We start from the raw sequence: 25,129 nt of genomic DNA on the forward strand, positions 1-25,129 counted from the left end.
TCTTTTATCGGTTTGTTATTTACATGGGGGTTAGCGACGACGCTTCAACTCAACCGTGTAAAATTTTGTCCATCATCCGGCCCGGCAGCAGGCGTTTTAACCAGCCTACCGCATGGGTTACCAGCGTCACCGGATAGCGCATTTTTGGGTTTTCGCTCTCAAAAGCATGGCGCACTTTAGCGACGACTGCTTCCGGCCCGAGCGTAAAGCGTGCGGCGATACCGGGGTTTTCGACCGGTTTATCCGCCTGGGTCTGGTTAACGTTTTCCGTAAAGCGGGTGCGGATAGGGCCCGGCTCAATCAGGCTGACCTTAATGCCGCTGTGACGCAACTCCATGCGCAGGGCATCGGACCAGGCCTCCAGCGCATATTTGCTGGCGGCATAGGCCCCGCGGCCCGGGGTTGAAATCAGCCCCATCACGGAGGAGGTCATCACAATGCGTCCTTCACCGTGCGGCAGCATGGCGGGGAGCAGGCGCATGGTGAGCTGATGGACGCCAAAGAAATTGGTGGAAAACTGTTTTTCCAGCTGTTCGCGGGTGAGCGTGTCCAGGGGACCATACACGCCGTAACCGGCATTGTTAAAAAGGCCGTACAGACGGTTGTCGGTCAGGGCCAGCACCTCATCGGCTGCGCGTTCCACGCTTTCCGGTGAGTCTAAATCCAGTAACACACCGGTAAAGCCCAGCCCGTTCATGCGTTCGACGTCGTCGGGTTTACGGCAGGCCGCTAGTACCCAATATCCCTGACGCTTCAATTCGAGTGCACTTTCAAGACCGATTCCGCTGGAACATCCTGTAATTAAGACCGATTTTTGCATAACTTTACCTGTCAGGATCTCCGCTGAATTAGGAGTCATGTTTAACTAAAGGGGCCAGCCGTGTTGCCATCCAGTCGGCAATAAACGGCTGCGCATCGCGATTGGGGTGGATCCCATCGTCTTGCATCCACTGGGGTTTGAGATAGACCTCTTCCATAAAAAATGGCAGCAGCGGAATATCAAACTCGTTTGCAAGCTTTGGGTAGATCGCGCTAAAGGCTTCATTATACCGACGTCCATAGTTGGCGGGCAGGCGAATTTGCATCAGCAGCGGTTGCGCGTTCGCGGCCTTAATATCCTTAAGGATCGTGCGCAGGGTCTGTTCCGTTTGCTGAGGCTGGAAACCACGCAAGCCATCATTACCGCCCAGCTCAACCAGCACCCATCGCGGTTGATGCTGTTTGAGCAAGGCTGGCAGGCGCGACAAGCCTTGCTGCGAGGTATCACCGCTGATGCTGCCATTAATAACCGTTGTCTTACTCTGCCATTTGTCATTGAGCAGAGCTGGCCAGGCCGCGTTGGCCGCCATGCGATAGCCTGCACTCAGGCTGTCACCGAGAACCAGTAACGTGTCCGCTGCCGCCGCGCGGAAGGTCATCAGGATTAAAAACAGGAAGGGCAAATGCCAGCGGAAAACATTGTTGAAGTTCATCGTCTTAAGAAGTCCGTCGGTCAGGGGGAACACGAGCTTTCCATCCTCACCGGAGTTGAACTCGTTGTCAAACGCGCCGAAACCATTGCGCTGATTGGCGAGTCCGGCTCCGGGAAGTCCACGCTCCTGGCCATTTTAGCCGGTCTGGACGACGGCAGCAGTGGAGAGGTCAACCTGGTCGGGCAACCGCTGCATCAGCTTGATGAAGAGGCGCGTGCCGCGCTCCGTGCACGTCATATCGGGTTTGTCTTTCAGTCCTTCATGCTGATCCCGACGCTCAATGCGCTGGAAAACGTTGAACTGCCGGCGCTGCTGCGCGGCGGTAACAGCCGTGAAAGTCGCGCCCACGCCAAGGCATTGCTGGAGCAGCTTGGGCTTGGCAAACGCCTCGACCATCTCCCGGCGCAGCTTTCCGGCGGGGAGCAACAGCGTGTGGCCCTGGCCCGGGCGTTTAACGGCCGCCCGGACGTGCTGTTTGCGGATGAGCCTACCGGAAACCTCGACCGAAAGACCGGGGATAAAATTGCCGACCTGCTGTTTTCGCTCAATCGCGAACACGGGACCACGCTGATTCTGGTGACCCACGATCCGCAACTGGCTGCCCGCTGCGACCGTCGCCTGCGGCTGGTTAACGGTGAACTGCAGGAGGAAGCATGATTGCCCGCTGGTTCTGGCGCGAATGGCGCTCGCCCACGCTGTTGATTGTCTGGATGGCGTTAAGCCTGGCGGTAGCCTGCGTGCTGGCGCTGGGCAGCGTCAGCGATCGCATGGAGAAAGGGTTAAGTCAGCAAAGCCGCGAGTTTATGGCCGGAGACAGGGCGCTGCAAAGCTCGCGTCCCGTCCCGCCGGGCTGGCTTGACGAGGCGCGTAAGCGTGGGCTGAAGGTGGGGGAACAGCTGAGCTTTCAGACCATGACCTTTGCCGGCGATACGCCGCAGCTGGCGAGCGTCAAAGCCGTCGACGACCTTTACCCGCTGTACGGTGAACTGCAGACCAGCCCGCCTGGCTTAAAGCCGAAACCGGGCACGGTGCTGCTGGCGCCACGTTTAATGGCGCTGCTGAACCTGAAAACGGGTGACAGCATCGACGTGGGTGACGCCACGCTCCGTATCGCCGGGGAAGTGGTTCAGGAACCTGACTCCGGCTTTAACCCGTTCCAGCTTGCCCCGCGCTTGCTGATGAATACCGCTGATGTGGCGAATACCCATGCCGTGCAGCCGGGAAGCCGCGTCACCTGGCGCTATAAGTTTGCGGGAACGCCCGCCCAGCTTGACGCGTATGAAAAATGGCTGCTGCCGCAGTTAAAACCGGAGCACCGCTGGTACGGACTGGAGCAGGACGAAGGGGCGCTTGGTAAATCTCTCGAACGTTCTCAGCAGTTCCTGCTGCTTTCAGCGCTGTTAACCCTGCTGCTGGCCGTGGCGGCGGTGGCGGTGGCCATGGGGCACTACTGCCGCAGCCGATACGATCTGGTGGCGATCCTCAAAACCCTCGGCGCGGGCAGCGCCCAGCTGCGTAAGCTGATTGTCGGCCAGTGGCTGATGCTGCTGGTGTTGTCAGCACTCACCGGTGGGGCGATGGGGCTGCTGTTTGAAAAGCTGCTGATGGTCATGCTGAAACCGGTACTGCCTGCCGCACTACCACCGGCCAGCCTCTGGCCGTGGCTGTGGGCGATTGGCGCGATGATGGTGATCTCGGTGCTGGTGGGGCTTCGCCCGTACCGGCTGTTGCTCGCGACGCAGCCGCTGCGCGTGCTGCGCCGTGACGTGGTGGCCAACGTCTGGCCGCTGAAGTTCTATCTTCCTGTCATTGTTGCGGTGTCGGTTGGGTTGTTGGCCTGGCTGATGGGCGGCAGCACGCTGCTGTGGGCCGTACTGGCCGGGGCGGTGGTGCTGGCGCTGCTGTGTGGTGTGGTCGGCTGGGTGCTCCTTAATGTGCTTAAAAAGCTGACGGTGAAGTCGCTTCCCGTGCGGCTGGCGGTGAACCGTCTGCTGCACCAGCCCTGGTCTACGCTGAGTCAGCTGTCTGCCTTTTCGCTGTCGTTTATGCTGTTGGCACTGCTGCTGGTGCTGCGCGGCGATCTGCTGGATCGCTGGCAACAGCAGCTTCCGCCGGAAAGCCCGAACTATTTCCTGATCAATATCGCCCCTGAGCAGGTGACACCGCTGAAGACGTTCCTGGCGGAACACCAGATTGTGCCGGAGTCGTTCTACCCCATCGTCCGTGCGCGTCTGACGCAGATCAACGGCCAGTCCACGGAGGGAAACAAGGATGAATCGCTTAACCGCGAACTGAACCTGACCTGGCAGGAGAAACGTCCAGATCACAACCCGATTACCGCCGGCAGCTGGCCGCCGAAAGCGGGTGAAGTGTCGATGGAAGAGGGGCTGGCGACGCGCCTGAACGTCAGGCTGGGCGACAGCGTGACTTTTACCGGCGATACCCAGGACTTTAGCGCTAAGGTCACCAGCCTGCGTAAGGTGGACTGGGAAAGCCTGCGGCCGAACTTCTTCTTTATTTTCCCCGCAGGCGCACTGGACGGACAGCCGCAAAGCTGGCTCACCAGTTTCCGCTGGGAAAACGGCAACGGTATGCTGACCCGGCTGAACCGCGAATTTCCGACGGTCAGCCTGCTGGATATTGGCGCGATCCTTAAACAGGTCGGGCAGGTGCTGGAGCAGGTCAGCCGGGCTCTGGAGGTCATGGTGGTGCTGGTGACGATCTGCGGCGTACTGTTGCTGCTGGCCCAGGTGCAGGTCGGGATGCGGCAGCGTCATCAGGAGCTGGTGGTCTATCGCACGCTCGGGGCGAGTAAGCGACTGCTGCGCACCACGCTGTGGAGCGAGTTCGCCCTGCTGGGGCTGGTCTCGGGTCTGGTGGCGGCGATGGGTGCTGAGACGGCGTTAGCCGTGCTGCAGACCCGCGTCTTCGATTTCCCGTGGGAGCCTGACTGGCGACTGTGGTTCACGCTGCCGGTCTGCGGTGCGGTGCTGCTGTCGCTGTGCGGCGGCTGGCTCGGCACGCGATTGCTAAAAGGCAAAGCGCTGTTCCGTCAGTTTGCCAGTTAGTTCAAATCCGTGATAATTACGCACCGGTTTATCTGCTGGTGCGTAATAATTTAGCAGCACAAATCGGTAATACCCATGCGTTTAGTAGCACAAAACATTAAAAACCCGCGCACACAGCAAGATTATTTCCAGTTAATATTCACCTGCTAAATATTTAGCAGCGTGTCTATAAAGGAAAAATAATGACTATAAAAAAATCAGCGCTGGCAGTAACAATTGGCGCAGCAGTGGCATTGACCTCCTTCGCATCTCAGGCGGAAATCACGGTTCTTAAACAAGACCCTCAGGCGGGTAACCCGCTGAGCCGTCTTAACTTTACCGTTGGCGGCAGTATTCGTCCTCAGTTCAACATGATGACGGGCGACGGCGATAAAGGCTCCTACAAACGTAATGGCTTCGACGGCGGCACCCGTTTCCGTTTCGCAGCAGATTACTATCTGTTTGATGACATCAGCTGGATCAGCTACTACGAGCTGGGTGTGAACATTCCGGCGCTGTTCAACTGGGATAATCACTACGCTGAAGGTGCTAACGACACCTCTCGCCGTATGCTGTACACCGGTCTGAAGAGCGACACCTGGGGTACGCTGACCTTCGGTCAACAGAACAGCGTTTACTATGATGTGGTTGGCGTGAAAACCGATATCTGGGACTACGACATGATTGGTCAGGCTCCAGGTAACGGGATCAACGGTGACTACGACGGCTCTTATCGTTCACGCAAGATGCTGAAATATAAGAAAACCGTAGGCGATGCGGATATCTATGCATCCTACCTGTTTGAAGACAGCGAATACCTGCCGGGCAATGGCCTGCGTTACAAACGTAAAGGCGGCGGTTCACTGGGTCTGGATTACCACCTGACCACCGATCTGACCTGGGGCGCAGCGTGGAACTATACCCGCGCGGACATGCGTAACCCGGACAACGGCGACAGCAAATCTTACGACCAGAATATCCTCGGTACCGCGCTGAGCTGGACGCCGGATAACTGGACCTTCTCGGCTGGCGGCGGCTGGTACCAGAACTTCCTGACCACCAAAAAAGTGTCTACTGACAACTACTTTGCCGGTGATGCATGGGGTATTGAATACTTCGCAGGGTACAAATTCCCAATCGATCAGTATGCGGTGAAATCCATCCAGCCTTACTTCATGGGTGACCGTATTGAGTACGTGAATGGTCGTAACTACCAGCGTATCGATAACGGCGTGGGTGTTAGCGTCCAGCTGGACTACGGTTTCCGTGTTGATTACGAACACGTGTTCACCTCCAGCACGGATAACCTGGGCGACATGAACCTGGTGCGTCTGCGTTACGACTTCTAAGTTCAGTCAGCAGGGGAGTCACCCCGCTATGAAAACGGCAACCCTGGGTTGCCGTTTTTTTTTGCGCGTGATTCAGCGATTGAGCCAGTCAGCAACGTCCTCAAACGTTCCGCGATACACAATCTTCTCCGCCTTTTTTGCCAGCTGCCAGGTGTACATCGGGTCGTAATAGTCGTTCAGCAGCGGGGCAAGCCAGCGCAAATGCGCGTCGGTGCTACCAGAACGTTGTTGCTCCTGCAGCGCGGAATTCAGCAGCGCCGTAAAGTCTGCAAAGCGCTGCAGCCCCAGACGGCGGCGAATGGCAAACAGGCCGTGGTGCAGGTATTCGCTGTACGCTTTCCAGCCCGCCTCTTCGCCAAAGGCAGCAGAAAAATCCGCCCACATATGGTCGAAATACTCTTCACGCAGGCGTTCAAGACGGACATCAAACGGGTCTTCTACCACCACAACAGGTGACTGGACCATGCGGTCGCGCAGGCATTCCGGCAGGTGGTTGGAACCAATCATCCGCCCTTCATCCTCCAGCACCCAGCGTGCGGCCTCTTTTTTCAACAGCACGACGGCGAGCTGATTTTCGAAGCTCGCCTGCGAAAGCTGTGGTGTGAGCGTGCGGCCAAACGACGAGCCGCGATGGTGCGCCAGCCCTTCCAGATCCACGCCCTGCGCGTGCTGTTTCACCAGCAACGTTTTGCCGCTCCCGGTACAGCCGCCGATCAGCACCATCGGTTTTTGCACCTGCTCAGCGGTTACCTCAATTGCGGTCTGACGCAGCGCTTTATAGCCGCCTGCGATCAGCGGGTAATCCACGCCGCGCGCTTTCAACCAGGCCTGAGTGATATGCGAGCGTTGACCGCCACGCGCGCAGCAGAGGTAGCCGGTGGGGTGGGAGAGACAGGCTTCGCGCCAGGCGTTAATGCGCATCTCACGGGTACTGCCTGCGACCAGGCTATGGCCGAGAGCAAGCGCAGCGTCCGGCCCCTGGCGTTTATAGCAGGTGCCGACGGCGGCGCGTTCATCATCGTTCATCAGAGGCAGGTTGATTGCCGCAGGCATCGCGCCCTGGGCGAATTCGATCGGCGCGCGAACGTCGATTAAAGGGGTATCGGATGCGAGGATCGCGCGATAGTCCGTTCCATCGTTCATGGTTTTTCCAGAAGAAAACTAAGCTGCAATGGGCGGGGATTGTACGCCGGGGAGGGGGAAGGTCAACTCCCCGGCAGAGGAGTATTACTTAAGCTTTGATTGCGCCCAGATAATTCCGCTCGCGTATTCCGGCGGCAGGAGAGGAATAATCGCTTCCAGCGTGGCGCTCAGACGATCGGTGTCGGTATCGTTCAGGTTCAGGTGACCGACCTTACGACCCGGACGCACCTCTTTGTCATACCAGTGCAGATGCACCAGCGGCAGCTTGAGCCAGTCGTAGTTCAGATCGGTACCGATCAGGTTGATCATCACCGACGGGCTGTTGACCACCGGCTGCGGCAGCGGCAGGTCAGTGATGGCGCGCAGGTGCAGCTCGAACTGGCTGATGGACGCCCCGTTTTGGGTCCAGTGACCGCTGTTGTGAACGCGCGGTGCCAGTTCGTTAATCAGCAGACCGGACGGCGTGACAAAACACTCCATCGCCATGACGCCGACGTAACCGAGTTCGTGCATGATGGCAGAGAGCATCTCTTCTGCCTGCGCCTGCTGTTCAGCACTGGCCTGCGGGAATGCAACGCTGGTACGCAGGATCCCGTCCTGATGCAGGTTATGCGTCAGCGGATAAAAAACGGTATGGCCGTCCTGCCCGCGAGCGCCCACCAGCGAGACTTCACCGCTGAAGTTAATGCCCTGCTCAACGATGCACTCTCCGTAGCAATCGTCCGGCAGCTCGTGAGTGTCGTCGGCGCGCAGACGCCACTGTCCACGACCGTCGTACCCGCCGACGCGACGCTTCACAATTGCCAGCTCGCCCAGCATTGCGAATACATTCTTCCACTCGCTTTTATCGGACAACAGCTGCCACGGCGCAGTCGGGAGCCCGAGCTTATCGAACAGCTGCTTTTGCGTCAGACGGTCAGCAATAATGGGAAAGACGTCGCGGTTAACGAAGGCATTATGACGCGCCAGCTCGCGCGTCAGGGCCGTTTGTGGCCAGCGTTCAATCTCCGCGGTGATCACACTCTGGTGAAACGGCACGGCTTCCGGTTCGTCATCCAGCCCGACGGGCCAGACGGCAATACCCAGCGGCTCACCGGCCTGACGCAGCATACGGCCTAACTGACCATTACCGAGGACGCATACCTGCTTCATGCCGCACCCCGTGGGTCCGGATTGTCCAGCACCTCGTCTGTCTGGGCTTTACGCCAGTCCGCCAGACGCTGATGTAACGCTTTATCGTGAGTCGCCAGGATCTGCGCGGCGAGCAGGGCAGCGTTGGCAGCGCCCGCTTTACCAATGGCCAGCGTGCCGACCGGAATGCCACGCGGCATCTGAACGATGGAATAGAGGCTATCGACACCACTTAACGCAGCGCTTTGCACCGGAACACCCAGAACCGGTACCAGCGTTTTGGCGGCAATCATGCCTGGCAGATGTGCTGCGCCGCCCGCACCGGCAATGATCACCTCATAACCCTTCTCTTCGGCGCTTTCGGCGAAGCTGAACAGTTTGTCCGGTGTACGGTGTGCGGAGACCACTTCAACGTGGTGCGGAACATTCAGGATTTCAAAGATTTCGGCGGTGAACTGCATGGTAGCCCAGTCGCTTTTGGACCCCATCACGATGGCGACACGCGCCGGATTATTGCGGGAAGACATGCGTCTTAAAACTCCTGTGGTGCGAAACACACTGCTTTCGAGGGCACAGAGAATAGCATGTAATAGGGGCAAGGAAAACGGTTGCGCGGTTAAAAACTGAGCCGTTGTGGCCCTCAGGAGATAACAAAACAGACCGCGTTCTGGCGGTCTGTTTTATCAGGCATCGATGTGCTTTGATGTGCTTTTGACGGGCGGCACGGTCAGCAGACGTCTTATTTGGTCAGTTCTGCCGTCATGTGAACGCGGTTGTTAAACTGAGCGCCGGTGATTTTGTAAGACGCGCCCTGTTCAGCAGCCTGAGCGGCAATTTTCGCTTCTGCGCGGTCAAGGGTAGAGGCCGTGGCGCTGACGCTCTGAGCAAAAGAACCGAAAGAGATCAGAGAGAGTGCGGCAACAGCAACGAAAGTTTTGATGGATTTCATGGTCGTATTCCTTAAATGTTTTATCTGGGATAGGGCGTGTTGCCCTGATGTGATAAATAATAGGCCGACCACGGGCTGATTAAAATCGAAACAATTTGCCGATATTGTTCAAAAAAATAGAATGATTTTTTGGCGGGTTAAAACGGGAAAGCGATCAGTTCCACACCGTCAGGCGTGACGCTGACCATAGAACCTTCGCTGTGCCAGGCCCCCAGGACGACGCGGTGGGCCGCTTCGCCGTTGGCGGTAAGGGTATGCACATCGGGACGATGAGTATGACCGTGGATCAACCACTGAACGCGGTGTTTTTCCATGACCCTGACTACCGCCTGGGGATTAACGTCCATAATGGCCATGGATTTTCCGCTGTTGGCGGCCTTACTGTCTGCACGCATTCTGGCTGCGATCCGCTTGCGGATAAACAGCGGCAGAGCCAGGAATAGTTTTTGGATCCACGGGGTATGAACCTTAGCGCGAAACGCCTGATAGCCGGTGTCGTCAGTGCAAAGTGTGTCACCGTGCATGATTAACACCTTTCGGCCATAAAGGTCGAGTACCTGCTCTTCCGGCAGCAGCGTCATGCCGCTTTCGCGGGCGTAGCGCTTGCCGAGCAGGAAATCACGATTGCCGTGGATAAAGAAGCAGGGGACGCCGGAATCGACCAGCGCGTTAATGGCAGCCGCCATCTCACGGTGCAGCGGGTTGGGATCGTCGTCGCCAATCCAGGCTTCAAACAGGTCACCCAGAATGTAAAGTGCATCGGCACTTTTCGCTTCACCGCGTAAAAAACGCAGAAAACCGGCGGTTATCGCCGGTTCTTCTGTTTGCAGGTGCAAATCTGCAATAAAGAGTGTCGCCACGAATTACTCGCTGACGGTCACGCTGTTAATCACGACGTCTTCTTTTGGAACGTCCTGATGCATGCCGCTGCGGCCGGTCGCCACGGCTTTGATTTTGTCGACTACGTCCATACCTTCAACCACTTCTGCAAAGACGCAGTAGCCCCAACCCTGCAGGCTTTCGCCGGAGAAGTTCAGGAAGTCGTTGTCAGCAACGTTGATGAAGAACTGGGCTGTTGCAGAGTGAGGAGCCTGCGTACGCGCCATCGCCAGCGTACCACGGGTGTTTTTCAGACCGTTGTTCGCTTCGTTTTTGATCGCTTCTTTCGTCGCTTTCTGGTTCATGCCAGGTTCGAAACCGCCGCCCTGGATCATAAAGCCGTTGATCACGCGGTGGAAAATAGTGTTGTTGTAGAAACCTTCGCGGCAGTAGTCCAGGAAGTTTTTAACTGTTTCAGGCGCTTTGTCATCAAAGGTTTTGATTACGATATCGCCATGATTAGTGTGGAAAGTAACCATTTTTGCATCCTGTTCCGTTATTGTGGTACGTCGACCCGCGTTTGGGTCATCTATAGGGGCTTGTTATAGCATAACCACAGGATGCGATCACCTTGCATTGTGTGCTGCTTCAGGTTTGAATTACAGGTAGAATAACCGGTTTTCAACCACACACGTGTTTACATGGAATCTTCGATGTTAAAAATCTTTAATACAATGACGCGCCAAAAAGAGGAATTTAAACCTATCCATGCCGGGGAAGTCGGCATGTACGTGTGTGGTATTACGGTTTACGATCTCTGTCATATCGGCCATGGCCGTACCTTTGTTGCATTCGACGTTGTCTCGCGCTACCTGCGTTTTCTGGGCTACAACCTGAAATACGTGCGTAACATCACCGACATCGACGACAAAATCATCAAGCGCGCGAACGAAAATGGCGAAAGCTTTGTTGCGCTGGTGGATCGTATGATCGCGGAAATGCACAAAGATTTCGACGCCCTGAATATTCAGCGTCCGGACAGCGAGCCGCGTGCCACCCACCATATCCACGAAATTATCGACATCACCGAAAAGCTGATCGAACGTGGTCACGCCTATGTGGCCGATAACGGTGACGTGATGTTCTCCGTGCCGACTGACCCTACCTACGGTCAGCTTTCCCGTCAGGATCTGGATCAGCTGCAGGCCGGTGCACGCGTTGATGTGGTGGACGTGAAGCGTAACCCGATGGACTTCGTGCTGTGGAAGATGTCCAAAGAGGGCGAACCAAGCTGGCCTTCCCCGTGGGGCGAAGGGCGTCCTGGCTGGCACATTGAGTGCTCGGCGATGAACTGCAAACAGCTGGGCAAACATTTCGATATTCACGGTGGCGGTTCGGATCTGATGTTCCCGCACCATGAAAACGAAATTGCACAGTCAACCTGTGCGCATGGCGGCGAGTACGTGAACTACTGGATGCACTCCGGTATGGTGATGGTTGACCGTGAGAAGATGTCTAAATCTCTGGGCAACTTCTTCACCGTGCGCGACGTGCTGAAATATTACGATGCGGAAACCGTGCGCTACTTCCTGATGTCTGGTCACTATCGCAGCCAGCTGAACTACAGCGAAGAGAACCTGAAACAGGCGCGTGCGGCGCTGGAGCGTCTGTACACTGCCCTGCGCGGTACCGATAAATCTGTACCCGCGGCAGGCGGTGAGGCGTTTGAAGCGCGCTTTATTGACGTGATGAACGATGACTTCAACACGCCGGAAGCCTACTCCGTGCTGTTTGATATGGCGCGTGAAGTTAACCGTCTGAAGTCAGAAGATATGGCGGCGGCGAATGCATTGGCCTCCCATCTGCGTAAGCTCTCTTCGGTACTGGGTCTGCTGGAGCAGGAACCGGATCTGTTCCTGCAAAGCGGTGCGCAGGCGGACGATAGCGAAGTGGCGGAGATTGAGCAACTTATCAACGCGCGTCTGGAAGCGCGTCAGGCGAAAGACTGGGCGGCAGCAGATGCCGCGCGTAACCGTCTGACGGAAATGGGCATCATTCTGGAAGATGGCCCGCAGGGAACCACCTGGCGTCGGAAATAATTCTGGTGCGCGCTGATGCCCTCTCCCACCGGGAGAGGGTGCAAACACTAAAACGGCAACTGGGTTGCCGTTTTGCTTTTACCTCCGCTTCCACCACAACAGCCCCATCAGCACAACCCCTGGCAGCCACACCCACAGCAGTTCCGACATAATCACCTGATGCCCGTAGGGCGTGGTATAGCGTGACAGCGCAAACGGCGCGACCTTAATGACCTGCCACGGTGCAAAGAACCGTTCATCTGACCACGGCCACAGCCAGCCGACGCCTTTCCCACCGGTGGTGATGGAATCCAGCAAGCTGTGCGACAGCAGAGACACGGTTAAGAACAGCCAGCAGCGGGTCAGACTTGCCCGAAACCACCGTCGGCCCATCAGTACGCAAAGTATCGGCACCACAAAGGCAAACAGCAGGGAGTGGGTAAAGCCGCGGTGGCCGAACACATTGCCGTAGGCAACGCCGAACTTAAACGCCAGCACGTCGGCGTCCGGCAGCATGGCGAGGACGACGCCGGCAAACAGCAGGCGGGGAGGGATGATTTTACTTCCCAGGCCTAAGCCCAGACACAAAGGCACTGCAGCGTGGGTGATAACGGTAGGCATTGCGATTATCCATGGCAAAGCAGGGAAATATAGCAGCGAATGGGCGCAATGAGGATGGTGTTAGCGTCTTATTTACGCCGATTCCCGGGCAATAAGCTGCCCGGAAAGGGTGATACGCTGTGTTTGCAGATCCGGCTCTTTTAGCTTGCGGATGATCAACCCCGCCGCCTGACGCCCCGTCTCCTCACTGGCGGAGGAAACGTAGGTAAACGAGGGAGACGTCAGGTTCACGTGCAGCATATCTTCAAAACCGACCAGCGCGACCTGCTGGGTGAGAAACACATCTTTCCCCACGGTACGCCCCACCTGATGAATGCCGGAGATGGAGCCGATCATCGCATCTGGCGAGTGGCAGAGCAGGGCGGTAATGGTGTTGTTTTTTTCCAGCAGCTGGCGGGTGGCGAAACCTGCGGCCAGCGTGTCATCGCTACACGCAGGCGAGTATTCCTCACGCCAGACCAGACCGTTCTGGGTCATCGCGCTGCGAAAGCCGAGCAGACGCTGCTCGCGGATAAGGCAGCCTTCACGACCCCCAATGTAGGCAATGTTGCGGTGTCCGCGCTCGATAAGATAACGCGCGGCAAGGTTCGCCGCCTGGCGGTTGTCGCGCATCACCAGATTGCATTTTTCATCCAGCAGGGACTGAGAGACCACCACCAGCGGCAGCGGGCACTGGCGGATGTGTTCCGGCAGCGAGGATGCCCGGGTGTCAGAGGCCAGATAGATAACGCCGGCGACCCCCTGCTGTTTAAACGACAGCAGGCAGCGCTCAAGATGTTCATGGTCGTTCAGCGGCTGGCCGAGGAAAACCATATACCCCTGTCTCTCCAGCTCCTGGACGATGCTCGCCATCACCTTAATGGAAAAGCTGTCGCTAAAGTCGCGCAGGATCAGGCCGATCAGGTTGGAGGTGTTGGCGCGGAGGTTGGCAGCGGCGACGTTATGAACATAGCCCAGCGTAGTGATGGCAGCATTGACCTTCGCGATCGTTGCGTCTGAAATCTTCCCTTTCTGGCGCAGCACCAGCGACACGGTGGAGACCGAAACGCCCGCATGCTTTGCGACATCAATGATGCTGACTTTCTTCAAAACCGCTCCCTGAAATTTACCGATTATCAGCCAGATAAGACAACGTCCCCCAGCGTACAGGAGACGTGTCGTTCAGGCATCTTATTATTTGCCAATCATGGTGGACATGGTCTGGGCGATAAACTGTGCTCTGGCACCGAAAATCACCTGAATACCGTTATCACCGACGAACACTACGCCGCGGGCGCCAAGGCCGTTCAGACCGTCCTTATCAACCGCTTCACTTTTTGCCACTTCCAGGCGCAGACGGGTGATGCAGGAGCCGACGGAGTCGATGTTGTGCGCGCCGCCCAGCAGGTTGATGATCTCTGTAGCGAGTTCTGAATCTGACTTATCGTCCGCACTGGCGGTCACTTCTGTACGGCCCGGCGTTTTCACGTCGAAACGACGGATCACAAAGCGGAACGTGAAGTAGTAAATCAGGCCCATCGGAATGCCGATAATAATGGCGTTCAGGAAGTTAGTTTTGTAGCCGTTAAATGACGGCAGGATCCCGAACGAGAGGTAGTCGATAAAGCCCGCAGAGAACGACTTGGCGATATGCGCATGCAGCAGATACATGGTCATGTACGCCAGACCGGCCATGATGGCGTTAAAGACGTACAGAATAGGGGCGACGAAGATAAAGGTAAATTCAACCGGCTCGGTGATCCCCGTCAGGAAGCAGGTGAGCGCCGCAGAGAATAAAATACCGGCCGCGATTTTCTTATTTTTGGTGTGTGCTTCGTGGTACATCGCCAGACACGCCGCAGGCAGCGCGAACAGCATCAGCGGGAATTCACCCTGCATGAACTTACCGGCGTCCTGGTAGCTGTCGCTGCTGAAGGATTTGACCCCTTCTTCCAGCATCTTGAACCAGATGGTCTGGTCGCCGTGAATCACCTGACCGGCCTGGGTGGTGTAATCCCCAAACGAATACCAGAAAGAGGGATACCAGATGTGGTGCAGGCCGAGCGGGATCAGCGCACGTTCCACCAGACCGAAGATAAAGGTCGAGGCTGCCTGATTATCGCCATTAACCACCACGGAGAGCGCATCGATGCCCGCCTGGATATGCTGCCAGACATACGGCAACAGCAGGCCGAGCAGGAAAGAGAGAAACGCTGTCGCAATCGCCACAAAGCGTTTCCCGGAGAAGAACCCGAGGAACTCTGGCAGCTGCAGGGTGTGAAAACGGTTATAGCACCAGGCGGCGAGAATCCCGCAGATCAGGCCGCCGAAGACGCCCATCTGCAACGTCGGGATGCCGACCACCATCGCGTATTTGCCGCCCTGAGACGCCATTTCCGGCGTGATACTCAAGACGGTGCTGATGGTGATGTTGGTGACAAACACCGAGACCGCCGCCGAGAGCGCGGCAATGCCGGACTCGGATGCCAACCCCACGGCGGAACCAATGGCAAACAGCATCGGCAGGTTATCAAAGATAACCCCGCCCGCGTTCATCATCAGCGGCAGATGAAACTTATCGCCAAAGGCCAGCAGCAGGCCCGCAGCGGGAAGCAGTGAAATTGGCAGCATTAACGCGCGACCAATCATCGATAATTTAGAGAGCGATTTAACAAACCCTGATATCAGACTCATGCTGATTTCCCCCGAGTAGCGCTTTTTTGGCGCTGTTATTGTAAGTAGAACGTTTTAGTAGAACGTTCTACTTATCGTGGGGAAAGAGTGAAAAACGCGCAACAGAATTTTCACTTTTCAACAGATGAAATAGTGATTATTTGAAGTCGATCGATAATTAACCGTGATGGGTGTGGGGGAATGTGGGTTCCCTCTCCCGACGGGAGAGGGGGAGAGCATCAGGCGGTCACCGTCACGGTTTGCCCTTCAAAGCTCACGGTCTGACCCGCAACAATTTTGCAGCGCTTGCGGGTTTCCACTGCGCCGTCCACCTTAACAAGCCCGTCGGCAATGGCGATTTTGGCCTGTGCGCCGCTTTCGGTCCAGCCTTCCAGCTTCAGCAGATCGCACAGCTCAACGTGCGGGTGTTTACCTAATGAAAATGTGGCCATCTTACGCGTCCTCTACGTCGTGGTACTCTTCGCATGCCTGCAAAGTATTCTGAATCAGTGTGGCAACGGTCATCGGGCCTACGCCGCCCGGTACTGGGGTAATGTAAGAGGCGCGAGCCGCAGCATCTTCGTAAACCACGTCACCGACCACTTTCCCGTTTTCCAGACGGTTAATACCGACGTCCACAACGATCGCGCCTTCTTTAATCCATTCACCCGGAATAAAGCCCGGCTTCCCGACCGCCACGATCAGCAGATCGGCGTTTTCTACGTGATGACGCAGATTTTTGGTGAAGCGGTGGGTCACGGTGGTGGTGCAACCAGCGAGCAGCAGCTCCATGCTCATCGGACGGCCAACAATGTTTGATGCGCCAATGACCACGGCGTTCAGACCGTAGGTATCGATGTTATAACGCTCCAGCAGCGTAACGATTCCGCGCGGCGTGCACGGACGCAGACGCGGGGCGCGCTGGCACAGACGGCCCACGTTGTACGGGTGGAAACCGTCAACGTCTTTGTCGGGGGCGATACGTTCCAGCACCTTCACGTTGTCGATGCCGGCTGGCAGCGGCAGCTGAACCAGAATACCGTCGATCGCGTTGTCGGCATTCAGGGTATCAATAAGTTCCAGCAGCTCTGCTTCGCTGGTGGTTTCCGGCAAATCGTAAGAGCGGGAGACGAACCCCACCTCTTCACACGCTTTGCGTTTGCTGCCGACATAAATCTGCGATGCCGGGTTGCTGCCGACCAGCACAACGGCCAGCCCGGGGGCGCGTTTTCCGGCAGCTTTACGCGCCTTCACTTTTTCCGCGACCTCAGAGCGCACCTGCTGCGCAATCGTTTTACCGTCAATAATCTTTGCTGCCATCAGAGAGAAGATTCCGTCTGTAACGTTTGAAAGGGGGGATTGCCTGTATTTTGTCAGAAGCGAGCGCCGCTGTCAGTCACCCTTTGCGAGTTTTCATCAGGAGGCCGTAAAAACCCTTCTGAGGGGATGGTCAATTTCTTAGGCAGGATTAGGATGTGACCTGGCGAAATGACAGCGTTTTGACATATTTTAAAATACATTCATGAGCTACTTTGTCTCCTCCGAAATAAGCTTTCAATTAATCAATTGAACGTATTTCTTATTCCCGATTATTCGCGGGAAGGGTTATTTACATTTTAAAGGAATAGACATGAAACTCAGCAACATTGCTTCTACTGTTATTGCTACTCTGGCCCTGGTTGCGGGTGCCGCAAATGCAGAAGATACAGCCACTCCGGTTAACGTAAATGGCGGTACCGTACACTTTAAAGGTGAACTGGTTAATGCTGCATGTTCAGTAAATACTGATTCTTCCGAGCAGACGGTTAACCTGGGCCAATACCGTACCGCGAAGTTCACGAAAGTGGGTGACACTACCTCTAATATTCCGTTCACCATTGAACTGAATGATTGTGACCCGCTGGTTGCGAAAACGGCCGCAGTTGCGTTCACCGGTCAGATCGACGCGACCGACAAAACCCTGCTGGCGGTAACCTCTGGTAACAACGACAACTCCGCGAAGGGCGTGGGCATCGAGATCCTCGACAGCAAATCCACCACCCTGACTCCAGATGGTTCAACCTTCTCTGCCGCGCAGAACCTGATCGAAGGGACTAACACCCTGAACTTCACCGCGCGTTACAAATCAACGGCTGCGACCACCGAGCCAGGCCAGGCAAACGCTGACGCCACTTTCGTAATGAAATACGAGTAATTCCTCCGCACAGGGATGTTCAGGCCTCAGGGAAGAGGCCGTCATACGCTAAGGCCAGGAACGAAGGATGACAAGGACCGGAACACTACTGCTGTTAACCCTTGCGATGGCCTGCCAGGCCTCAGCACATACCGTGGTGATCGACGGCGGCAAAGTTCATCTCAGAGGTGAGCTGGTGAACGGCGGCTGCGCCGTGGCACCTGACAGCCAGAACATGCGCATCGAAATGGGGCAGTACCGAACCAATTCATTTTCCGGTGTGGGCAGTTTTTCCACGGTCAATGTGCCCTTCACCGTGCGGCTGCTGGATTGCAGCGTGGATGTCTCGCGCACCGTGGGGATCCAGTTTCAGGGCGTTACGCCAGCAGAAGATCCGCAGGTTTTTCTGGCGACATCGCGGCCAGGTGAATCACCGATAAGCAGCGGCGTCGGGCTGGCTCTTTTTGACGAACAACAACGTCAGATTATCCCGAACGCAACGGCCGTCAGCTGGTTGCCGGTGAATACCAGTGAGCTTGCGTTTCATTTTAGCGCCCGCTATCGGGCTATTTCCGAACACCTCGTGCCAGGCAATATTCAGTCGGATGTCTGGTTTACGTTGATTTATCCATAACACCTGCGAACACATTATTAAAGGTACGGTTGTGATGAATACCCTAATTAAACCAGGACTGTTTTTATCGTTAATTTTAATGATGGTTTCTGCATGCGCAAATGCTTCCGGCGGTATTGCGCTGGGGGCCACCCGCGTTATTTATCCGGCAGATGCAAAGCAAACTTCGCTGGCGATCACCAACAGCAATAAACAAGAGCGCTATTTAATCAACGCGTGGATCGAAAATGCGAACGGGCAAAAAGAAAAAACCTTTGCCGTGACCCCGCCGCTGTTTGTCAGCGAGCCGGACAGCGAAAATACGCTGCGCATTATTTATGCCGGGCCCGCGCTGCCTGCCGATCGTGAATCGCTCTTCTACATGAACGTGAAAGCGATCCCGTCCGTGAACAAAGCGAAAACGGAAAACAATAACGTGCTGCAGCTGGCTATCCTGTCGCGGATCAAGCTGTTTGTCCGCCCGACAAATCTGCCGATGCAGCCGGAAGAGGCGCTCTCGCAGCTGCGTTTTGAGCGCGTCGGCAACCACCTCAAAGTCAGTAACGCTTCGCCGTATTACATCACGCTGGTCAATATGAAGCTGGGCGGACAGACGCTGGATAACCTGATGGTTGCGCCTAAAAACTCGGCGCAGCAGGTACTGCCAGCCGCCGCAAGCGGTACGCTCTCCTGGCAGAGCGTGAATGACTACGGTGCCATTACGCCGGCGCGTAGCGTCAACCTGTGAGCAGAGTCAGGGCGATGAATAATCACCAGGGACGTTACTGCCCGGTCGCACTGGCGCTGATGGCAGCGCTCTGGCCACAGGCTGGCTGGAGCGAAAGCTACTTTAACCCGGCCTTCTTGTCCGATGACACCGCCAACGTGGCGGATTTATCGCGTTTTGAACAAGGTCACCAGCAGGCGCCTGGCGTTTATCGCGTGGATATCTGGCGTAACGATGAGTTTATCGCGACGCAGGATGTGCGCTTCGAGCAGGCCGACAATACACCGCCGGTTGCCGGTGGGCTGTCGCCGTGCATTACGCGCGTGATGCTGGAGCGTTTTGGCGTCAATATCGCGGCCTTTCCTGAGCTGGTTAACGTGAAAGGGGAGACCTGTATACCCCTGGCGAAGGCTATTCCCGGCAGTGAGATCGCGTTCAACTTCGCCTCGCTGCGCCTGAATATCAGCCTGCCACAGGTGGCGATGCAGAACAGCGCACGCGGCTACATTCCGCCCGATCAATGGGATGAAGGGATCCCTGCCGCGCTGGTGAACTACAGCTTTACCGGCAACCGCGGGAGCGAGGACGACAGCTATTATCTGAACCTGCAGAGCGGGCTGAACTATGGCGCGTGGCGTTTACGCAATAATGGCGCATGGCGTTACACGCAGAATAACGGGCAGCGGCACAGCAACTGGCAGAATATTGGCACCTGGGCGCAGCGCACCGTGATCCCGCTGAAAAGCGAGCTGGTGCTGGGCGACAGCAATACCGGTAATGACGTTTTCGACAGCGTGGGTTTTCGCGGCGGGCGGCTCTTCTCGTCTGACAGCATGTACCCGGACAGCCTGCAGGGCTACGCGCCAACCGTTCGCGGCATCGCCCGAACGCCCGCCAAAGTGGTCGTTCGACAAAACGGCTACGTTATCTATCAAAGCTATGTACAGCCTGGCGCCTTTGCCATCACCGATCTTAACCCAACCTCGTCAAGCGGTGATCTTGAGGTGACGGTTGAAGAGAAGGATGGCAGCCAGCAGCGCTATACCGTGCCGTATTCCACCGTGCCCCTCCTGCAGCGCGAAGGGCGCTGGAAGTATGACCTGGTGGCCGGGGATTACCGCAGCGGCAACAGCGAACAGGATACGCCATTCTTCACGCAGGGTACGTTGATTACCGGGCTTGGCGACGGCTACACGCTGTACGGCGGTACCCAACTCGCGTCACGTTATACCGCGGTGGCCATCGGGGCAGGGAAAAACCTCGGTGACTGGGGGGCGGTGTCGCTCGATATCACCCATGCCCGCAGCCAGCTCGCGGATGACAGCCGCCATGAAGGGCAGTCGCTGCGTTTCCTCTATGCAAAATCGCTTAACGGATTCGGAACCAACTTCCAGCTGCTGGGCTACCGCTACTCCACAAAAGGGTTCTACACCCTGGACGATGTCGCGTGGCGTTCAATGGAAGGCTACCAGTATGCCGACAACCAGGATGATGACGGTGTGCCGGATGTGGAGAGTTATCACAACCTGACGTGGAATAAAAAAGGGCGCTTCCAGCTCAATATTTCCCAGTCGCTGGGGGATTACGGCTCGGTCTATATCTCCGGTAGTGAACAGACGTACTGGGGCACCGATGAGTCCAACCTCTGGTATCAGCTGGGGTACGCGGGTGGCGTGAAGGGCATCAACTACTCTGTGTCCTGGTCATGGAACAAATCCGTCGGGATAGACGGCACGGACCGAATCGCGTCGTTTAACGTCTCCGTACCGTTCAGCCTCTTTACCCGCCAGGGTTTTCGTCGGGACAGCGCCATTGACCGCGCCTATGCTACGGCGTCAGCCAGCCGTAACAGTGATGGCGACACAAGCTGGCAAACCGGGGTCAGTGGGACGTTGCTGGAAGATCGCAACCTGAACTACAGCGTGACCCAGGGCCACACCAGCAATAACGGCTCAAGCGGAAGCGCCAGCGCGAACTGGCAGGCAACCTACGGCACGCTGGGTGTTGGCTACAACTACGCACGCGACCAGCACGATCTCAACTGGCAGCTTTCCGGCGGCGTGGTCGGCCATGCGGATGGCGTAACCTTCAGCCAGCCGCTGGGTGATACCAACGTTCTGATCAAAGCGCCGGGAGCATCGGGCGTGAGCGTGGAAAACCAGACCGGTGTGAAAACCGACTGGCGTGGCTATGCGGTGATGCCGTATGCCACCGTCTACCGCTATAACCGCGTAGCGCTGGATACCAACACCATGAGCAATAACACCGATATCGAAAATAACGTGAGCAGCGTGGTGCCGACAAAAGGGGCGCTGGTGCGCGCCAGCTTTGATACCCGTATTGGCGTGCGCGCCCTGCTGACCGTCACGCGCGGCAACCAGCCTGTGCCATTCGGTGCCGTGGTGCGTGAAACCCAGAGCGGCGTCACCAGTATGGTGGGCGATGACGGACAGATTTACCTGAGCGGACTGCCGCTGGAAGGTGAACTGCTGATCCAGTGGGGCAACGGGATGCAATCCCAGTGTCGTGCGCACTACAGCTTGCCAGAAAAGAGCCTGCAACAGGCAATCACACTTAAGGGGATTCGCTGTGAGTAAAATCCATTGCCTGGCTTTATCACTTCTCTCTATTTTGCCCGTGGGGAATGCCTTAGCCACCGTGTGTGTGAATGAAAAGGGCGTCCCTACGGAGGTGCATTACGACCTGACGGATAAATTTAACAGTTCGAATAACCAGATCGGACAGGTGGTGACGCTCAGCGAGAAATCGCAGTGGGTGGGGGTGAATGCCGTCTGCCCGAAGGGTACCACCGGGAACACGACCAAACGTAGTTATGTTACCGATTACCCGGTCACGGGAACAAGTGATGGCTATCAGTACCTGAAGCTAAACGACTATCTGGATGGGGCAATGAAAATTACGGACAGCTTTGCTGGCGTATTTTATCCGCCCAAAAGTTACATCCAGATGGGGAGTCACCCGAACGTCTCTAAAAACAAACCGTTTGGCGTTCAGGATTCCAGCCTCGTCTTTCGCCTCAAAGTGACCCGACGGTTTATAAATATGGTGGTGATCCCGCGCGCGACCATGTTCCGCGTCTATGTCACCACTACCTCTTCTGATCCGTTAACCTCGCCGGTCTACACCATCAGCTACAGCGGGACCATTCAGGTGCCGCAAAGCTGCGCCATCAATGCGGGGAATATCGTGGAGTTTGACTTCGGCGATATCGGGGCCTCCCTGTTCAGCAAGGTCGGGGCGGGTAACAAACCGGAAGGGGTAACCGCGCAAAGCAAAACCATCGCCATCAAATGCACCAACGTGGAAGCGAACGCAATGCTGACGATGCGCGTTGAGGCAGAAAAGGTCTCCAGCAACGCGGTGGTGTCGGATAACCCCGATGTGGGGTTTGTGATTGCCAACGAAAGCGGTACCCCGCTAACGCCCAACAACCTGACCAGCAAAATTCCGTTCCGGCTCGACGACAGTGCGCAGGCGCAGGTGGGGATCCGGGTCTGGCCGGTCAGCGTGACGGGGAATAAGCCTGCGGAAGGCCGTTTCACGTCGCGGGGTTATCTGCGTGTGGATTACGATTAAGGGGAAGAGATGCGGAACCGGAACTGGCATTTCGCCGCGATGACACTGATGATGCTTCACGCCAGCGCGCAGGCAGCCACTGCGCTGGGGGAGATCAATATTCAGATGTACGGCAACATTGTTGATTTTACCTGTGTGGCCGAGGGCAGCGATAGCGACAAGACCGTCACGCTGGGAACCTGGCCCACGAAACAGCTCAGCACCACGGGAAGCCGCACGCAGCCCATGCCGTTTACGCTGAAGCTGACCGGCTGTCCACCTGGTGCAGCGTCCATCACGTTTTCGGGTAAAGCCGACGGAAGCAATAATGGGTTACTGGCGCTCAATGACGCCAGTACGGCAAGCAACGTTGCCGTCGAGATCAGGGATGCGGATAAAACGCGTCTGGCACTTCAGCAGGCCAGCCAGCCGGTAGCGGTTGATGCGCAGGGAAATGCGACATTGTCATTTTATGCCAATTATATTGCCACTGCTGATAACCCTCAGCCCGGACGGGCTGATGCTGATGCCACCTTCATGATTAATTATAATTAGCGCTGACCGCACTCCCTGCAGCTCGGATAAGCTGCAGGGAGTGAATTCAGGTTATAGCAGTTCGTGTGCTTTGGCATAATCAATTAATTCAACGATGCTTTGCACACCCAGCTTGGAATAAATATTGGATTTATGTGCGCTGATGGTTTTGTTGCTTAATAGCAACTGCTCTGCAATCTCCTTATTGGATAAACCATTTGCCAGGTAACGTAATACCGTCACCTCACGATTCGATAATGGCATATCCGCGACCATCCCTTTCCCCGAACCCAAATGGTTTATAAAATTCAACGTTTCCGACGGGAAAAAAGAATAGCCCATCAGGATCATTTCAACGGCGTTGTAGATCTCGCCCAAATCTTTTCGTTTACTGACAAAACCATTTGCCCCGGCGCGAATGGCGCGTCCCGCGTAAAAAGACTCGGATTTTGAAGAGAGGAACAGGACCTTGATGTCTTTATTTAAGTTTCTGATTCTCTTCAGTAAAGCGAAGCCATCTGTGCCCGTAAGTTCGATGTCCAGGATCACCAGATCGATAGGGTGGTTACGGATACAGTCAAGGACTTCATGGCTGTCGCCAGACTTGAGTTTGACTGTGATGTTTTTATTTTTCTGTAGCAGGACTTCTATCGACATTCTGACGATAGGGTGTTCGTCCATAATGATAACGGATGCCGGTTTCATTTTTAATGCCTCAGACTGTTAAAAGCGTTATGCCGAGTTTGGTTAAAACTCTCGAAATGCCGGAAGGATAAATGTGCAGATCCTTATACCGTAGTATTTCCCTGGAAAGAGCGAAAGCATCCTTGTTAACGTAGTGAAGAAATCTATGCCTCAGCGCGGTCATCTCATTTGGCTGGTGTTGGCAAAAAGGTTTTTCTTATTCATATTTGATACGCGTCTTATTATACCGTGTAAGTTTTTTCCGAAAACCCTGTAAATTACCCCTCGCTTATTACTTTGTATTATCTTCTGGATCCGAATAGCTATTTTTTTAAAATTAGCTTAAATATCCTGTTATCCCATTTACCGCATCTTTTGATCTTTATGTAATAACAAAAAATGACATATCACACTGTATGTTGATCAAATGTTAACAAATCGACGGCCGTTTTCAGGGGCTGAAAGCGGGAACGGATGGTGAAAAAGTGTTCACAGAGGGCACCAGACCTTCGTTTGAAAGTGATCGGGTCGTCGCCGGAAAGGGCACCCGTCGTACAGCAGAACATACTACAGACTTCGCTTTTGACTGCCAGGCAGTCTCGCCGAGCCGCTTGTTTTTACATCATTATCGTCTTATTAACTCCTTTATCAAACACTTAACGCACGGAGGAAAGTGCTGCAGATTATTCATTCTGTGACATTTCACATGGTTTAAGCCCGTAAATTAGGAATAGTTATAAAATTGAAATTATTGTTAAAATTTAACAAATAAGTAACATGATTGATAAGTAAATTCCTAAAGGTCTTTAGGAAATAAGGGCTTAGTGGGTGGGTTAGAAGGTGCAGTCTGAGAGGTTATTGAGAAGGTGCAGCAGTTCCTGGCGATGGGTCAGACCCAGTTTCAACAGAATGCAGCTGAGACGATAGATAATGCGGCTATAGGGGCGATTCTGCATCAACGCTATCTGGCGAAGGGTCTTCCCCCGCGATAACTCCTGCAAAATAGGCCATTCGGTGCGGGAGAACCAGTCTTTATCGCAGCCCTGGGGAGGGCTGGTATCCATCAGGCTGTGCTGGAAAGCAGACGGCGTCAGTTGACGTTCGAGCACGTGAAAAGGGCCCGCCGCTTTGCAGAACAGGCGAGTATCGTAATTATCCGCCCTGACTAACAGATAGGGCGTCAGAAAAGGGGGATAGAGGCTATGCCTTCTGAGCTGATCCAGCTTGTCGATCAGCGCAGTGGAGCGGCTTTCAATATCCACCACCAGACGGGCGGATGGCCACTGGGCCAGGGCGCTAAACGCATCCTCCAGCGTGGGATAGTCGCAACAGCTGCTCAGGGGAAATTGGCCGTTGAGAAAACCGGTGCGCAGAAAATGATCCTCCGTCACCAGAATGATAAACGGAGCGTCTGTTTTGCGGGGCTGGCTGATGGACTGACTCAAAAATTCGAGCCGGTCGAAGAAGGGGGGAGCAAAAGGCGAGCGCGTAAATCCCAGTGCATCACTTCCTGTACGCCGCCGCCGGTAACGGCGCACTGTCATTCGCATGGCCTCCCCCC

The 25,129-nt window shown here is 55.6% G+C and carries 25 protein-coding genes; 10 read left to right on the plus strand and 15 right to left on the minus strand.

The genetic code is table 11. The features are described 5' to 3' along the window. Positions 1-49: 49 nt before the first annotated feature. Complete coding sequence (locus HV242_RS05060) at positions 50-859, minus strand: SDR family oxidoreductase (RefSeq protein ID WP_014168929.1); 810 nt, start codon at positions 857-859, stop codon at positions 50-52. After that, positions 849-1,472: a multifunctional acyl-CoA thioesterase I/protease I/lysophospholipase L1 gene (tesA, locus tag HV242_RS05065; RefSeq protein WP_025206538.1), complete on the minus strand. Its 624-nt coding sequence runs from the start codon at positions 1,470-1,472 to the stop codon at positions 849-851. Before tesA ends, HV242_RS05060 begins: the two co-directional genes overlap by 11 nt. Between tesA and ybbA the strand changes: the two genes are divergently transcribed. The 3 genes from ybbA (at position 1,443) to HV242_RS05080 (ending at position 5,868) form a co-directional block, all read left to right on the plus strand. After that, complete coding sequence (gene ybbA / locus HV242_RS05070; RefSeq protein ID WP_014168931.1) at positions 1,443-2,129, plus strand: putative ABC transporter ATP-binding protein YbbA; 687 nt, start codon at positions 1,443-1,445, stop codon at positions 2,127-2,129. The genes tesA and ybbA overlap by 30 nt on opposite strands. Further along, the gene (ybbP, locus tag HV242_RS05075; RefSeq protein WP_020885167.1) at positions 2,126-4,540 is read left to right on the plus strand and encodes a putative ABC transporter permease subunit YbbP; all 2,415 of its coding nucleotides are present in this window, start codon (positions 2,126-2,128) and stop codon (positions 4,538-4,540) included. The genes ybbA and ybbP overlap by 4 nt, the downstream gene beginning before the upstream one ends. 182 nt (positions 4,541-4,722) lie before the next feature. Then, on the plus strand, positions 4,723-5,868 hold the full coding sequence (locus HV242_RS05080; protein ID WP_014168933.1) for a porin: 1,146 nt from the start codon (positions 4,723-4,725) through the stop codon (positions 5,866-5,868). A 72-nt stretch (positions 5,869-5,940) separates the two neighbouring features. Here HV242_RS05080 and mnmH read toward each other — a convergent pair whose 3' ends face one another. The 6 genes from mnmH to ppiB form a co-directional block, all read right to left on the minus strand. Then, positions 5,941-7,011, minus strand: coding sequence for a tRNA 2-selenouridine(34) synthase MnmH (mnmH, locus tag HV242_RS05085; RefSeq protein ID WP_050737448.1), 1,071 nt, complete (start codon positions 7,009-7,011; stop codon positions 5,941-5,943). An 84-nt stretch (positions 7,012-7,095) separates the two neighbouring features. After that, positions 7,096-8,163 (minus strand): 5-(carboxyamino)imidazole ribonucleotide synthase, encoded by a 1,068-nt coding sequence (purK, locus tag HV242_RS05090; RefSeq protein WP_020885165.1) that lies wholly within the window; start codon positions 8,161-8,163, stop codon positions 7,096-7,098. Next, complete coding sequence (gene purE, locus HV242_RS05095; RefSeq protein ID WP_020885164.1) at positions 8,160-8,669, minus strand: 5-(carboxyamino)imidazole ribonucleotide mutase; 510 nt, start codon at positions 8,667-8,669, stop codon at positions 8,160-8,162. The genes purK and purE overlap by 4 nt, the downstream gene beginning before the upstream one ends. 212 nt (positions 8,670-8,881) lie before the next feature. Beyond that, entirely contained in the window at positions 8,882-9,091 is a 210-nt protein-coding gene (locus HV242_RS05100) for a YdgH/BhsA/McbA-like domain containing protein (protein ID WP_044866378.1), read from the minus strand. Positions 9,092-9,228: 137 nt separating this feature from the next. Continuing rightward, complete coding sequence (gene lpxH / locus HV242_RS05105; RefSeq protein ID WP_040016809.1) at positions 9,229-9,951, minus strand: UDP-2,3-diacylglucosamine diphosphatase; 723 nt, start codon at positions 9,949-9,951, stop codon at positions 9,229-9,231. A gap of 3 nt (positions 9,952-9,954) precedes the next feature. Continuing rightward, the gene (gene ppiB, locus HV242_RS05110) at positions 9,955-10,449 is read right to left on the minus strand and encodes a peptidylprolyl isomerase B (RefSeq protein ID WP_014168939.1); all 495 of its coding nucleotides are present in this window, start codon (positions 10,447-10,449) and stop codon (positions 9,955-9,957) included. Positions 10,450-10,623: 174 nt separating this feature from the next. On the opposite strand from ppiB, the gene cysS reads away from it, so the two are divergent. Continuing rightward, positions 10,624-12,009 carry a cysteine--tRNA ligase gene (gene cysS, locus HV242_RS05115; RefSeq protein WP_020885161.1) on the plus strand — a complete coding sequence of 462 codons (1,386 nt, stop codon included), beginning with the start codon at positions 10,624-10,626 and terminating at the stop codon, positions 12,007-12,009. Between the two features lie 78 nt (positions 12,010-12,087). On the opposite strand, the gene HV242_RS05120 is transcribed toward cysS, so the two are convergent. From HV242_RS05120 to folD, 5 genes are all read right to left on the minus strand, one after another. Continuing rightward, on the minus strand, positions 12,088-12,609 hold the full coding sequence (locus HV242_RS05120) for a metal-dependent hydrolase (RefSeq protein ID WP_025204825.1): 522 nt from the start codon (positions 12,607-12,609) through the stop codon (positions 12,088-12,090). A gap of 72 nt (positions 12,610-12,681) precedes the next feature. Next, entirely contained in the window at positions 12,682-13,698 is a 1,017-nt protein-coding gene (gene malI / locus HV242_RS05125; protein ID WP_014168942.1) for a Mal regulon transcriptional regulator MalI, read from the minus strand. A gap of 84 nt (positions 13,699-13,782) precedes the next feature. Further along, positions 13,783-15,282: a PTS transporter subunit EIIC gene (locus tag HV242_RS05130; RefSeq protein WP_181616912.1), complete on the minus strand. Its 1,500-nt coding sequence runs from the start codon at positions 15,280-15,282 to the stop codon at positions 13,783-13,785. A 218-nt stretch (positions 15,283-15,500) separates the two neighbouring features. Continuing rightward, a complete protein-coding gene (gene ybcJ, locus HV242_RS05135; protein ID WP_014168944.1) occupies positions 15,501-15,713 on the minus strand; it encodes a ribosome-associated protein YbcJ in 213 nt (70 codons plus the stop codon). Between the two features lies 1 nt (position 15,714). Then, on the minus strand, positions 15,715-16,581 hold the full coding sequence (gene folD, locus HV242_RS05140; protein WP_014168945.1) for a bifunctional methylenetetrahydrofolate dehydrogenase/methenyltetrahydrofolate cyclohydrolase FolD: 867 nt from the start codon (positions 16,579-16,581) through the stop codon (positions 15,715-15,717). A gap of 310 nt (positions 16,582-16,891) precedes the next feature. On the opposite strand from folD, the gene fimA reads away from it, so the two are divergent. The 6 genes from fimA to sfmF all read left to right on the plus strand — a co-directional run bounded on the left by fimA (position 16,892) and on the right by sfmF (position 22,905). Next, entirely contained in the window at positions 16,892-17,455 is a 564-nt protein-coding gene (gene fimA / locus HV242_RS05145) for a type 1 fimbrial major subunit FimA (protein WP_050737447.1), read from the plus strand. A 67-nt stretch (positions 17,456-17,522) separates the two neighbouring features. Next, entirely contained in the window at positions 17,523-18,068 is a 546-nt protein-coding gene (gene fimI, locus HV242_RS05150; protein WP_020885157.1) for a type 1 fimbrial protein subunit FimI, read from the plus strand. Between the two features lie 34 nt (positions 18,069-18,102). Then, positions 18,103-18,795, plus strand: coding sequence for a type 1 fimbria chaperone FimC (gene fimC / locus HV242_RS05155; RefSeq protein WP_020885156.1), 693 nt, complete (start codon positions 18,103-18,105; stop codon positions 18,793-18,795). A gap of 14 nt (positions 18,796-18,809) precedes the next feature. Next, on the plus strand, positions 18,810-21,371 hold the full coding sequence (locus tag HV242_RS05160) for a fimbrial biogenesis usher protein (RefSeq protein WP_044866375.1): 2,562 nt from the start codon (positions 18,810-18,812) through the stop codon (positions 21,369-21,371). After that, positions 21,364-22,371 (plus strand): type 1 fimbria D-mannose specific adhesin FimH, encoded by a 1,008-nt coding sequence (gene fimH / locus HV242_RS05165; RefSeq protein WP_063858396.1) that lies wholly within the window; start codon positions 21,364-21,366, stop codon positions 22,369-22,371. Before HV242_RS05160 ends, fimH begins: the two co-directional genes overlap by 8 nt. A gap of 9 nt (positions 22,372-22,380) precedes the next feature. Continuing rightward, the gene (gene sfmF, locus HV242_RS05170; protein ID WP_020885153.1) at positions 22,381-22,905 is read left to right on the plus strand and encodes a fimbria assembly protein; all 525 of its coding nucleotides are present in this window, start codon (positions 22,381-22,383) and stop codon (positions 22,903-22,905) included. Between the two features lie 51 nt (positions 22,906-22,956). Here the strand turns inward: sfmF and fimZ are convergent, their stop codons facing one another. Further along, positions 22,957-23,589, minus strand: coding sequence for a fimbria biosynthesis transcriptional regulator FimZ (fimZ, locus tag HV242_RS05175; protein WP_014168952.1), 633 nt, complete (start codon positions 23,587-23,589; stop codon positions 22,957-22,959). Positions 23,590-24,401: 812 nt separating this feature from the next. Continuing rightward, on the minus strand, positions 24,402-25,118 hold the full coding sequence (locus HV242_RS05180; RefSeq protein WP_032677572.1) for a helix-turn-helix transcriptional regulator: 717 nt from the start codon (positions 25,116-25,118) through the stop codon (positions 24,402-24,404). Positions 25,119-25,129: the final 11 nt, after the last annotated feature.

The organism is Enterobacter sp. RHBSTW-00593 (assembly GCF_013784105.1).
Taxonomy (GTDB): Bacteria; Pseudomonadota; Gammaproteobacteria; order Enterobacterales; family Enterobacteriaceae; genus Enterobacter; species Enterobacter ludwigii.